We start from the raw sequence: 12,449 nt of genomic DNA, 5'->3' as shown, positions 1-12,449 counted from the left end.
CCCCGCGACGTCTGTATAAAACAACCCACTTCCATAACTGGGATCTGTCACATTTGAATTCAGCTGCGACAGAAATGGCCGAACGGCCTTTTAAAACCTCCTCTACACAGCGAAGTTTGAAATCATAACTGTGCTTGACTTTTCTTTCCATAAATACCCTCAAATAGTGTCCAACTTTTGGGGGGCAGTTCACTTTTGTTGCAAAATTCTTGTTGCAAAATATTTGCAACTGAAAATTTACAACAACTTCGCTGAACTATTTTTTTATTCAAATAGTTCAGCAAAGTGTACGTAGTAAATATTTTTTTGGGTTCTAAACAACATTATGGGCGCCGGTGTAACAGCGCATTTACGTGATCGCTGGTTTTTAGTGGCCGGGCGTTTTTTCTTCACGAAGAAACATTATCTAAGAGGAAGTATCCAATGCGCTTTTATGCTCCTGCGTAACTGCGCGAAACGTTAACGCACCTCTTTCCACCACCCATCAAAAGTCTTCACCACATCCAAATCGATTTTTTCGCCGATCATCGGCGTAAGCAAAGGAAGATTTTGCTGTTTTGCATAGTCCGATACTCTCTTGATCGGTTCGTCCCAAGGGTGGTTGGCCAACGAGAATTTGCCCCAATGCACCGGCATCAGCGCTTTGGCTTTCAAATCCTCGGCCGCGGGGACAATCTCATGCGGCAGCATGTGGATGTATTTCCAACTTTCGTTGTACTGGCCACACTCCAAAATTGCCAGATCGAAAGGCCCGTATTTTTCACCGATTTCGGCAAAATGTGTATCGTAGCCGCTGTCGCCGCCCAAGTACATTTTCTGCGAAGGGGTTTGCAATACGAACGACGTCCAGAGCGAGGTGTTGCGTTTGAATGTACGGCCCGAAAAGTGGCGTGTAGGCGTGAGCGTAATCTGGAATCCATCGCCCAAATCTACCGTTTCATACCAGTCTTTTTCGACGAGCACACCGGCATCGTAGCCCCAATGTTCGAAATGCGCGCCCACGCCAAGCCCCATGATCGCTTTTTTTACTTTGGGTCGCAGTGCCTTGATCGTTTCGTAATCGAGATGGTCGTAATGGTCGTGCGTAATGAGCAAAAAGTCGATTTCAGGAAAATCCTCGACCGTGTATACATCGGCGCCCAGGTAACTTTTGGTCGTGATCTTGATGGGCGATGCCGAACCACTCAGTACTGGATCGACCAGGAATTTCTTGCCGTCGAGCTGCATGAAGTAGGACGAGTGGCCAAACCAAACGATGATGTTCTCGGTGGGCGATAGTGTCGTCAGGTCAATTTTTTTCGACGGCAGGCTGTCGGAGGGTTTGTTGCGTATTTTTTGGTCGAAAAAGAACTTCTTCATCACCTTGAACATGGTTTCGCCCTCGGCGAGCGCTGGGGTCAAATGAAGATTCTGGAAGCTCCCGTCGCGAAAATTAGGGGATTGCTCGATGCGGTTGAGTCGGGCACCCGTCGGTAATTTTCCGAATACGGGTTGTTGCATAAAAAGGTATACGGCCAGGGCCAGTAAGGCCAATAAAAGAAGCAAATACATGAGGATACGTTTGATGAATTTGAATATTTTGGATTTTGATTGACTAATCACTCTAGATAAAATTTAAAAATTAAGTCAGCATGTCCCACAGCAACCCAAAAGTCTGGGCGATGGTTTCATTTTGTTTTTTTTCGTCGAGGTTCGCGTTTTTCAAATACTGGTGGATGCCGTTCAAATGGCTGCTGATCATCGTAAAAATATAGTCGACGGGTAAGTCCTTGATGACCTTGTCGTCGATGGCGCGTTGGATGTCGTGGCAATTTTTGTCCATGATTTGCTGCAATTCCGCCGATTGGAGCATCGCCTGGTACGGAGACGAATAGAATTGCTGCACATACTGGAATTCAGCCTGGTGTTCCATCGCCCAATACAGCGCTTGTATGAACTGTGTCTTGAACATCGTCTTGTAATCTGCACCGTCTGTGATTTGTTCGGCGATGTGGGTCGCCATGCGCAGTTTGATCGAAATGTAAAGCGATACGATCAAATCGTCCTTGGTCGGATAGTAATGGAACAACGTTCCGTTGGCGACACCGGCCTCCTTGGCGATCTTGCTTGTCGGCGTGCCGTGGAATCCGTTTTCGACGAACAATTTGAGCGCGGCGGCCAATATTTCCTGTTGCTTATCCATTTTAGATTGACTAATCAGTCGACAAATGTACGACACTAATTTAACCCACAAAATCCAACCGGCATTTTTAACTTAACTTTCTGATACGCCAACCATTTTATCGTTCACTTATTTTCGCTATATTTGCACGCAATTTAACTACAACACCTTTTGTAATGATTGCACACAACTCCAAGATTATAGGCGAAGGGCTCACGTACGACGACGTACTCCTCGTCCCGAATTACTCCAACGTGCTCCCGCGCGAAGTCTCGATCCAATCTAAATTCTCCCGCAACATCACGCTCAACGTACCCGTTGTTTCTGCGGCCATGGATACCGTGACCGAAAGCGCGATGGCCATCGCAATGGCGCAGGAAGGCGGCATCGGCGTGTTGCACAAAAACATGACCATCGAACAGCAGGCCACCAAGGTCCGTAAAGTCAAACGCGCCGAATCGGGCATGATCATCGATCCGGTGACGCTTCCGCTGACTTCGACCGTAGCCGACGCCAAATCGGTCATGAAGGAATTCGGTATCGGCGGCATCCCGATTGTAGACGAAGACAAAAAGCTGCAAGGCATCGTGACCAACCGCGATTTGCGTTTCGAGAAAAAACTCTCGCGTCCGATTTCCGAAGTCATGACCTCGCAAAACCTCGTGACCGTCGCCGAAGGCACATCGCTCCAGGAAGCCGAAGTCATCCTGCAAGGACACAAGATCGAAAAGTTGCCCGTCATCAACGCCAGCAACACCCTCGTGGGATTGATCACGTTCCGCGACATCACCAAACTCACGCAAAAACCCATCGCCAACAAAGACAAATTCGGACGTCTGCGTGTGGCGGCGGCCATTGGCGTAACTGCCGATGCGGTCCAACGCGCCGAAGCACTCGTCAATGCGGGTGTCGACGCCGTCATCATCGATACCGCACACGGACATACCGAAGGTGTCGTCCGTACGCTCAAGGAAATCAAATCGGCATTCCCGCAAGTAGATGTGGTGGTTGGCAACATCGCCACGCCCGAAGCCGCAAAATACCTGGTCGAGAATGGCGCCGACGGTGTCAAGGTCGGCATCGGACCTGGCTCGATTTGCACCACGCGCGTCGTGGCCGGTGTCGGTTTCCCGCAATTCTCTGCCGTGCTCGAAGTCGCCGCGGCCATCAAAGGTACGGGCGTTCCTGTCATTGCCGACGGCGGTGTCCGTTACACAGGCGACATCCCGAAAGCCATCGCAGCCGGCGCCGATTGCGTCATGCTCGGTTCACTGCTTGCCGGAACCAAGGAGTCGCCGGGCGAAACCATCATCTTCGAAGGCCGAAAATTCAAGTCCTACCGCGGTATGGGCTCGGTCGAGGCGATGCAGGAAGGCTCGAAAGACCGCTATTTCCAGGATGTCGAAGACGATGTAAAGAAACTCGTTCCCGAAGGCATCGTGGGTCGCGTACCGTACAAAGGCGAACTCAACGAAAGCATGCAGCAATTCATCGGCGGATTGCGCGCAGGCATGGGCTATTGCGGTGCGAAAGACATTCCGACGTTGCAGGAAACGGGCAGATTTGTCCGCATCACGTCGAGCGGCATCACCGAAAGCCATCCGCACAACGTGACCATCACGAAAGAAGCACCGAATTACTCGCGGTAAAAAAAGAAAATAATAAGAAGAGCAGTCTGAAAAGGCTGCTTTTTTGTTGGGAGCTGATTCCCGCTTTTCGTTGCAAACGAAGTTCACTGAACTCCGCTGAAAAATGTCAACTAAGTGAAGTAATCTTTTGCGGCTATTGAACCATCTACCTGAAGCCCGCTGGGCTTCCTCCTCTTAATATCAAATGCCGCAAAAGGATTTCCACTTCAAACGCTTCAGCGTTCACCGAACACCTATCAAAAATATTAACTAGGTGAGGTAATCGGGGCTAGGGCCTGTCGCAAACTTCGAAGTTCGTTGGTCGAAACTCGTTATGCTGCGGCTCGGCGTTTTTTAAATTTTAAATTTTAAATTTTGAATTTTAAATGGCGAATAAACAATAAGAATAAAAAATAATAAATTATTTCAACGTCGCCAACAATTTGCGTTCGCCCACAATCCACAAAATATCGTCCTTTTCCAAGATCTCGAGCGAATCGGGGTTTAAGATGCGTTTGCCTTGTCGTTCGATGCCCACGACCAATCCGCTCGTCTTTTCGCGCAATTGCGAATCGCGTATGCTCTTGCCAATGAATTCCTCATTTTCGAGCTGGAGCTGTTGCAACACAATATCCGACTCGACTTCGTTTTCGGGTGCATCGCGTTCGTTTTGTTCGAGGAACCCCTTGAATTGCTGCAATTGGTCGTCGGTGCCAATCACACAAATCTCGTCGCCCGGGAAAAGTCGTTCGTTGCGGTTGGGGATGTTGATCGAAATCTCGCCGCGCTTGATGAACGCGATGTTCACGCCCATCTTTTCGCGCAGTTTCATTTCCTTGAGTGTCTTGCCCGCCAGGTTCGATTCCTTGGCGATGTCAAAAAGCGTCATGTGCCCGTCCCAAGGCGTAAGGTCGCTGCGGTTGTTCTTGTCGCGCAGTATTTCGCGCGCGTTGAAATTGCGCATGAAGTGGGTCTCGATGCGGTGGTATTGTTTGTTGAGTTTGCGCTGGAACAAAATGTACAACACGATCGAGACACAAAACGTGAGCAGCGCCACGCGCGGCGAGAAGAAGTTGTTGAGCAAGAATCCCAGCAAAAACAAAGTAAGCAGGAACCGAAACAAGACCATCATCACCAACGGGCCGCGGTATTTTCGTTCGGCCATCAGGATCTGCACCTCTTTGGTCGCAACACGACGCAAGGACAAAGCCCAGATAAAAGGCGACAGCACGGCCAATGTACCGAACGCCGCAATAAGATTACCGTACTTGTTGCCCTGCACCAGCGGCAGCAAATAGTTAGACGACAGCAAAATCACCGAAATGATGATGATGGTGTGTATGGCCACCTGCGTCAAATAGGCGCGCAGCACGATTTGCCAGTTGCTCACCGATTTGATGGCCTGTGCGTTGGCGCTGTACCGTTCGATGCGCCTGAGCCATTTGCGCGGCAACTTTTGCGACAGGTATTCGGAAAAAGGTTTCGACCAGCGCACCATAAACGGTGTGGTGAACGTGGTCACCGCCGAAACGGCCACGACGGTAGGATACAAAAAGCTTGACGTCACGCCCAGCGACATGCCCAACGTGGCGATGATGAACGAGAATTCCCCGATTTGCGACAAACTCATCCCGGTTTGCACTGCGGGTTTGAGCGGCTGTCCAGACAACAGCGCACCGCCCGTAGCCGATAGCGATTGCCCAAAAATTGTAACCAATGTAAGGATGGCCACCGGAATCGCATATTCGACCAGCGTACTGGGATTGATCAGCATACCTACCGATACGAAGAACACCGCGCCAAACAAATCCTTGACGGGTTTTACGAGGTGTTCGATGTGTTCGGCCTGTGTTGTCTCGGCGATGATCGAACCCATGATAAAAGCCCCGAGCGCAGGCGAGAACCCTACGTTGGCGGCCAGGATCACCATCATCAAACACAACCCCAGCGAAATGATGAGCAACATTTCGTCCGACAGCAAATGCTTGGCGCGTTTGAGGATCGTAGGGATAAAAAAGATGCCGCCCACGAACCAAATCGTCAGGAAAAATGCGAGCTTCAGTATCGAAAAAAGCAGCTCGCTTCCCGAAAATTGGCTGCTCACGGCTATGGTCGACAAGAGTACCATCATCAAGATCGCGACAATGTCCTGTACGATCAGCGCCCCGATGACATTGCCTGCAAACTTTTGTGCCTTGACGCCCAATTCGTCGAACGTCTTGAGGATGATTGTGGTCGAAGAAATAGAAAGGATCACGCCCAGGAACAGGCAATCCATACGTTCCCAGCCCATCAAAATCCCAACGGTATAACCCAAAAACAACATGAACGCAATTTGCGTGATGGCTGTAATCGATGCCGTACCGCCCACTTTCATCAATTTCTTGAAGCTGAATTCGAGTCCAAGACTGAACAACAGGAAGATCACACCAATCTCGGCCCAAATCTCGACGCTGTGGATGTCCTTGACCGACGGGAAAAAATCGAAATGGTTGCCCGCCAAAAAGCCCGCAATCAAATACCCCAACACCAACGGCTGCTTTATGATCTTAAACAGCAGCACCGCGACGGCGGCGGTCATCAGGATGAGTCCCAAATCGCTGATCAGTGGGTAAAGGTGTGTGGTGGCTTCGGCTGCGCTCATACAATTGGATTTTGGAGTAGACGCCGTAAGATATTAAAAAAACTTGTGACGTGAAAATTGGCCGAAGCCTTTTGACGATTTGGTAAAGAAACAAGACAAAAATTGCGGTTTGTCTACTAACGAGACAAGCCGAAAGTTGCCTTGATACTAAAATTACGACAGTCCGAAGAACTTAAATCCCCAAATAATTTGACGGTGTAATCGCCAGCAATTCATTCTTGATCGTGTCAGAAACCTCGAGCGTCCCGATAAATTCATGGATCGCTTTCTGGTCGATGACCGTATTGGTTCGCGTAAGTCCTTTGAGTGCTTCGTACGGGTTCGGATAGCCTTCGCGACGCAAGATCGTTTGGATGGCCTCGGCCACGACGGCCCAGTTTTTCTCTAGGTCTTCGGCGAATTTGTCGGCGTTGAGCAGCAATTTGTCGAGTCCTTTGAGCGTCGCCTCGAAACCGATGAGGGTGTGTCCCATGGGTACGCCGATGTTGCGCAACACGGTGCTGTCGGTCAAATCGCGCTGCAAACGCGAGATCGGCAACTTGGCCGAAAGGTGTTCGAACAGCGCGTTGGCGATGCCGAGGTTGCCTTCGGAATTCTCGAAATCGATCGGGTTGACCTTGTGCGGCATGGCCGACGAGCCAATCTCGCCCGCCTTGATTTTTTGCTTGAAATAGTCCATCGACACATAGGTCCAGATGTCGCGGTCGAGGTCGATGAGAATGGTATTGATGCGTTTGAGCGCATCGAAAAATGCGGCAAAATGGTCGTAATGCTCAATTTGCGTAGTAGGGAACGAATGGTGCAAGCCCAAAATATCCTGTACGAAATGTTGGCCGAACGCGCGCCAATCTTGGTTCGGATAGGCTACAAAATGCGCGTTGTAATTGCCCGTCGCCCCGCCGAACTTGGCCGCAAACGGGATGTTGAACAAGAGCCGCATTTGTTCCTCAAGCCTTTCGACAAACACGCCGATTTCTTTGCCCAGTCGGGTAGGGGAAGCGGGTTGCCCATGCGTGCGTGCAAGCATCGGTACATCTTTCCATTCTTGCTGCAATTCCTTGAGCCGCGCCACCACTTGTACGAGCAGTTTGACATAAACGTTCTCGAACGCCTCCTTGGTCGACAGCGGAATGGCGGTGTTGTTGATGTCTTGCGAGGTGAGCCCGAAATGGATGAATTCTTTGTATTGCGACAGTCCGAGCGTATCGAATTTGTCCTTGATGAAGTATTCGACGGCCTTGACATCGTGGTTGGTGGTCTTTTCGGTTTCCTTGATCCAAAGTGCGTCTTGGGTCGAGAAATTCTCGTAAATCGCACGCAATTTCCCGAACAGGCCCGCATCTACGCCCTGCAGTTGCGGCAGCGGGATTTCGCACAAGGCAATGAAGTATTCGATTTCGACCAGTACGCGGTAGCGGATGAGCGCTTCCTCTGAAAAATACGGCGAAAGGGAAATGGTCTTGCCGCGGTAACGCCCGTCGATGGGCGAAATCGCATTGAGTGCGGTGAGTGGTTGCATGGTTGTGTTGTTTTTTCGAGAAGCGCAAATATAGCTTTTAACATCCGAAAATGAAAGCAAACCGCGTGATTATATCGCAAAAATTATCGCATTTGCAGCAGTTTTTCGCGCAGTTTGGCGACACCCGTCGATGCGGGTTCGGCAATGATTTCAACCGGATTGGGCACGCTGTAAATCGGGGCAGGTTTCGGGTCGACGTAAAACACCGGAATGTGTGGCAACGTGTACGAAATTAATCCAGCCGCGGGATACACCTGCAACGACGTCCCGACAACGGCAAAGCAATCGGCCTGTTCGGTCAAGGAAACCGCTTGGTCGAGCGCAGGGACGGCCTCGCCAAACCAAACGATGTGCGGCCGCAGCTGGTGTCCGAACCCGTCGATGTCGCCAATGTGCAAATCGGTTTCCCAATCCAGGACGTGGTCGTAGTTTTTGGTGGAGCGCACTTTGAACAGCTCGCCGTGCAAATGCAACACTTTTGAAGAGCCCGCGCGCTCGTGCAGGTTGTCGACATTTTGCGTGACGATGTGTACGTCGAAATCTTTCTCAAGATCGGCCAGGAGCAAATGCCCGGCGTTGGGCGCAACTTCATGGAGCTGACGCCTGCGTTGGTTGTAGAATTCGAGGACGAGTTCTGGGTTTTTCCGGAAACCTTCGGGTGTGGCTACGTCCTGGATGTTGTGGCCTTCCCACAAACCATCGGAATCCCGAAAGGTTTTGAGACCGCTTTCGGCCGAGATACCGGCGCCGGTGAGTACGACGAGTTTTTTCAAGGGATGCGGTTTTTGCGTTTAAAGTTTAAAGTTAGGGAATGTTCCGGTTAGTGACAACTTTAAACCTTAAACTTGAAACTTTGTTGTGCCGGCACGCCCAAAAAAAATTATTTTTACCAAAAATACAACCCATGACCGACCTCGACTATTTGCGTTACCTTGAAGAAAACTTCCTGACCGAGGCGCGTAAACAGCGTTTTCTGGAGGTGCTGGCCAACCGTACCAACCATTTCACGATTGCGATGGAAGACGTGTACCAGTTGCACAACACCAGCGCCGTCATGCGGAGTTGCGAGGTTTTTGGCGTGCAGCAGCTGCATGTGGTCGAGGAGAAATACGGCAAGCGCATCGACAAAGAGATCGCGATGGGTGCGCAAAAGTGGGTGGATGTGCACCGGTTCGAGAACATTTCGGATTGCATCGCGCATGTCAAGGGCAAGGGCTACCGCATTGTGGCGACCACACCGCACCACGACGATTGTTTGCTTGCCGATTTCGACATTTCGGAAAGAAGCGCGATTTTTTTCGGGACCGAACGCGACGGTTTGTCGCCCGAGGTGATCGAGCAGGCCGACGGTTTTTTGAAAATCCCGATGGTGGGGTTTACCGAAAGCCTCAATATTTCGGTGTCGGCGGCGATCGTGATCGAGAATTTGACGAATCGTTTGCGGCGTTCAGACATCGACTGGAAACTATCCGACGACGAAATTCTGGAAAAGCGGTTGGATTGGGCGCGGCATTCGATTAAGGACATCGAGCGGATCGAAGCGCGTTATTATGAAAATACCAAATAACAAATACCAAATAACAAATACCAAATTCCAAAACATCCTAAGAACGTTTGGTACTTGGGATTTGGAATTTGGTGCTTGGAATTTGGACTTTAATATTTAATTTCGCTTCAGCACTTTATACTCCTCGTAACACTGGCTGATTGCGTCCAAAATCTGCAAGTCGTTGGCCGTCTTGACAAATGCTTCGGAATAATTGCAGCGTTGCAAAATCTCGGGGATGTCCTGTTTGTCGATGCCAAGCAGCACCGAAACCGTTTCGCGGTCGTACTTGGATTCGAGCAGGTTGCGCACGGTGTCGTCCTTTTTCATCTCGCGCAGCTTTTTGAGCTCTTTGGGTCGTTTCGAGAAAAAACTGTAGAGCATGTCGGCGGGGTTAAAGATCGAACCGATGACGCGCCCGAACGCCGCGGGAGAGTATTCCCCGGCTTCGTATCCGGCTGATAAACCCGAAATGCTGTAGCGGTAGTTTTCGTGGATGGGGATCAGTTTGGAGTCGACTTCAAGATAACCCGTGAGCGTATACGGCATGATCAACACTTCCTCGAGCGCAATGGCCTTTTCGGTAAGTTTGATGGTGGTGCTCTTGGTCTTGAGCCAGTCGTTGGTCACGCGGATCTTGATCGATTGGAACCCGATCAGCGACAAATGCAATGTATCGCCTACGGTGACTTCCATTTCGAATTTGCCTTTTTCGTCGGTGGTCGTGCCGCGCACCTTATTTACGTTGATGATGTTGACGTTCGAAACAGGTGCCTGCGTGGCGTCGTTGAGGATCGTGCCCGTCACTTTGTCCTGCGCGGAAACCCATGTCGTAAAGACCAAAAATAAAAAGACTGCAAAATTCCTCATGTGCGTTTGATTGGGCTAAAAGTAGTAAAACGCGTGAAGATATTTTGCAGTCCCTGTTAAATTATAAGAAAATTAACTAAGCCGATCAGTCTTTTCTCGAACGCCTCGGACGCGACTGGTCGCCAAAGCCTTCAGAACGTCTCGGCGCCCTGTCGGCAAAGGTGTCGCTGCGTCTTTTGCCGCCGAATCCTGCACCGCGGTCGCTTTTGAAACCGTCTTTCTTGAAACCGTCCTTTTTGAAACCGTCTTTCTTGAACCCAAAATCTTTTTTGAATCCGCGGTCGCGGTCGCCATGGCGGTTGTTGTGGTCGCGTCTGCCGCCACCGTCATTTTTAGAAATCTCGACATTGATGCGTCGGCCCTCGAGCGTGATGTTGTTGAGGATATCCATGACTTTGTCGGTGTGCTCGGGATCGGTGTTAAAGAACGAGAATCCTTCCTTGACGTCCACCTTGTACACATCTTCCTTGCCCAAATCGAGCGTGTCGCGCAAAAAGTCCTTCAAAGACATCCAATCGAAATCGTCGCGCGAACCGATGTTGACAAAGTAACGCACCGCGCTGCCGTTGAATTCGCGTGGCTCGCGGCCTTCTTTCTTGTCGCCGGCCTGTACCGACAAATCGCGTGTCTTTTTGTAGTAGTTGATGAATCGGTTGAATTCGACCGATACCATTTTCTTGATGAGTTCGTCCTTAGACAAGCCTTCGAGCACGCCCATAATGGCCGGGAGGTAGTTGTCGATTTCGTGGTCGACTTCGGTGTCCTTGATCTTGTTGGCCAAATGGAGCAACTGGATTTCGCAGATTTCGATGCCCGATGGGATCGTTTTCTCCTCGAACTGTTGCTTGATGATTTTTTCGATGGCGTGGATCTTTCTGATCTCGCTCTTGGTCGCAATCACGATCGACGTCCCGAGCCTACCCGCACGACCGGTTCTTCCCGAACGGTGGTTGTAGGTTTCGATTTCGTCGGGCAATTGGTAGTTCACCACGTGCGTGATGTTGTCTACGTCGATGCCACGCGCGGCCACGTCGGTGGCCACCAGCATCTGGATTTGGCGTCCGCGGAACGATTTCATGACCGAGTCGCGTTGCGCCTGCGACAAATCACCGTGCAAGGCTGCCGCGTTGTATCCGTCTTCGATCAATTTTTCGGCCACGTGTTGCGTGTCGCGCTTGGTACGACAGAAAACGACCGAGAAAATATCGGGATTCGCATCGGCCAAACGTTTCAACGCTTCGTAACGGTCGCGTGCCTGCACCAGGTAGAATTCGTGCGAAACCGTTGCCGATCCCGAGTTTTTGGTCCCTACGGTGATTTCCTGTGGGCTTTCCATGAATTTCTTGGCGATGCGCGCTACTTCGGCAGGCATGGTGGCCGAGAAAAGCCAGGTGTTTTTTTCCTCAGGCGTATCCGACAAGATCGACACGATGTCGTCATAAAAGCCCATGTTGAGCATTTCGTCGGCTTCGTCCAATACACAGTAATCGATTTGCGTAATGTTGACCAAACCTCTGTTGATCATGTCCTGCATACGGCCCGGCGTAGCGACAATGATTTGTGCGCCGCGCTTGACTTCGCGCGCTTGTTCGGTAATGCTGGCACCGCCGTAAACTGCCACGACGTTGATGCCTTTCTCATATTTGGAGTAATTGCGCAATTCGTTGGTAATCTGCAAACACAACTCGCGTGTTGGCGACAAGACCAGGGCTTGTGTGTTGCGGTTGGCTGCATCGATTTTTTGGATCAACGGAAAGCCGAATGCGGCGGTTTTTCCGGTTCCGGTTTGTGCGAGCGCAACCAAATCGGTGTCTTCTTCCAATAATAGGGGAATCGCTTTCTCCTGTACTTCTGATGGATTCTCAAATCCGAGGTCTTTGACCGCCAGCAGTAGCGACTCGTTCAGACCCAATTGTTCAAATTTGTTCATAGGTGTTTTTAAATTCGGTGCAAAAGTACGTCGAATAAACCGTTAAACCTAATTGAAATTTGAGAATTGGGAATTAATTAGTGATTGAAAATCAGTTAATTAATATTTGATAGTTAATAATTAATAATTGGCTTGGACGAAAATGCGTCTG

10 protein-coding genes are annotated in these 12,449 nt (G+C 50.3%); 2 read left to right on the top strand and 8 right to left on the bottom strand.

The annotated features are described in order from the left end of the window. The 3 genes from BLP55_RS17460 to BLP55_RS11930 all read right to left on the bottom strand — a co-directional run. Nucleotides 1–151: helix-turn-helix domain-containing protein (locus BLP55_RS17460; protein ID WP_394331922.1), on the bottom strand; the 151-nt coding region annotated here is incomplete at its 3' end. Nucleotides 152–459: 308 nt separating this feature from the next. Next, nucleotides 460–1,551, bottom strand: coding sequence for an MBL fold metallo-hydrolase (locus BLP55_RS11935; RefSeq protein WP_091144381.1), 1,092 nt, complete (start codon nucleotides 1,549–1,551; stop codon nucleotides 460–462). A gap of 70 nt (nucleotides 1,552–1,621) precedes the next feature. Further along, entirely contained in the window at nucleotides 1,622–2,182 is a 561-nt protein-coding gene (locus tag BLP55_RS11930; RefSeq protein WP_091144335.1) for a TetR/AcrR family transcriptional regulator, read from the bottom strand. Between the two features lie 155 nt (nucleotides 2,183–2,337). On the opposite strand from BLP55_RS11930, the gene guaB reads away from it, so the two are divergent. Beyond that, nucleotides 2,338–3,810, top strand: coding sequence for an IMP dehydrogenase (gene guaB, locus BLP55_RS11925; RefSeq protein WP_091144332.1), 1,473 nt, complete (start codon nucleotides 2,338–2,340; stop codon nucleotides 3,808–3,810). Nucleotides 3,811–4,210: 400 nt separating this feature from the next. Here guaB and BLP55_RS11920 read toward each other — a convergent pair whose 3' ends face one another. The 3 genes from BLP55_RS11920 to BLP55_RS11910 all read right to left on the bottom strand — a co-directional run bounded on the left by BLP55_RS11920 (nucleotide 4,211) and on the right by BLP55_RS11910 (nucleotide 8,725). Further along, nucleotides 4,211–6,433, bottom strand: coding sequence for a cation:proton antiporter domain-containing protein (locus tag BLP55_RS11920; RefSeq protein ID WP_091144328.1), 2,223 nt, complete (start codon nucleotides 6,431–6,433; stop codon nucleotides 4,211–4,213). A 172-nt stretch (nucleotides 6,434–6,605) separates the two neighbouring features. Next, nucleotides 6,606–7,952: an adenylosuccinate lyase gene (gene purB, locus BLP55_RS11915; protein ID WP_091144324.1), complete on the bottom strand. Its 1,347-nt coding sequence runs from the start codon at nucleotides 7,950–7,952 to the stop codon at nucleotides 6,606–6,608. A gap of 83 nt (nucleotides 7,953–8,035) precedes the next feature. Continuing rightward, the gene (locus BLP55_RS11910; RefSeq protein ID WP_091144320.1) at nucleotides 8,036–8,725 is read right to left on the bottom strand and encodes an SIR2 family NAD-dependent protein deacylase; all 690 of its coding nucleotides are present in this window, start codon (nucleotides 8,723–8,725) and stop codon (nucleotides 8,036–8,038) included. Between the two features lie 131 nt (nucleotides 8,726–8,856). Here BLP55_RS11910 and BLP55_RS11905 point away from each other — a divergent pair, with 131 nt between their 5' ends. Continuing rightward, complete coding sequence (locus BLP55_RS11905) at nucleotides 8,857–9,519, top strand: TrmH family RNA methyltransferase (RefSeq protein ID WP_091144315.1); 663 nt, start codon at nucleotides 8,857–8,859, stop codon at nucleotides 9,517–9,519. A 96-nt stretch (nucleotides 9,520–9,615) separates the two neighbouring features. Here BLP55_RS11905 and BLP55_RS11900 read toward each other — a convergent pair whose 3' ends face one another. Then, entirely contained in the window at nucleotides 9,616–10,368 is a 753-nt protein-coding gene (locus tag BLP55_RS11900) for a carboxypeptidase-like regulatory domain-containing protein (RefSeq protein ID WP_091144312.1), read from the bottom strand. An 85-nt stretch (nucleotides 10,369–10,453) separates the two neighbouring features. Continuing rightward, complete coding sequence (locus tag BLP55_RS11895; protein WP_091144308.1) at nucleotides 10,454–12,298, bottom strand: DEAD/DEAH box helicase; 1,845 nt, start codon at nucleotides 12,296–12,298, stop codon at nucleotides 10,454–10,456. Between the last annotated feature and the right edge of the window lie 151 nt (nucleotides 12,299–12,449).

The sequence above is a fragment of the Flavobacterium caeni genome, assembly GCF_900101895.1.
Lineage (GTDB): Bacteria > Bacteroidota > Bacteroidia > Flavobacteriales > Flavobacteriaceae > Flavobacterium > Flavobacterium caeni.
The sequence above is the reverse complement of the archived record's forward strand: the minus strand, read 5'-3'. Positions and strand labels throughout refer to the sequence as shown.

Coding starts and splice junctions, on each gene's coding strand:
- BLP55_RS11935 (WP_091144381.1), bottom strand. CDS start 1,551: ATGTATTTGCTTCTTTTATTGGCCTTACTGGCCCTGGCCGTATACCTT.
- BLP55_RS11930 (WP_091144335.1), bottom strand. CDS start 2,182: ATGGATAAGCAACAGGAAATATTGGCCGCCGCGCTCAAATTGTTCGTC.
- guaB (WP_091144332.1), top strand. CDS start 2,338: ATGATTGCACACAACTCCAAGATTATAGGCGAAGGGCTCACGTACGAC.
- BLP55_RS11920 (WP_091144328.1), bottom strand. CDS start 6,433: ATGAGCGCAGCCGAAGCCACCACACACCTTTACCCACTGATCAGCGAT.
- purB (WP_091144324.1), bottom strand. CDS start 7,952: ATGCAACCACTCACCGCACTCAATGCGATTTCGCCCATCGACGGGCGT.
- BLP55_RS11905 (WP_091144315.1), top strand. CDS start 8,857: ATGACCGACCTCGACTATTTGCGTTACCTTGAAGAAAACTTCCTGACC.
- BLP55_RS11900 (WP_091144312.1), bottom strand. CDS start 10,368: ATGAGGAATTTTGCAGTCTTTTTATTTTTGGTCTTTACGACATGGGTT.
- BLP55_RS11895 (WP_091144308.1), bottom strand. CDS start 12,298: ATGAACAAATTTGAACAATTGGGTCTGAACGAGTCGCTACTGCTGGCG.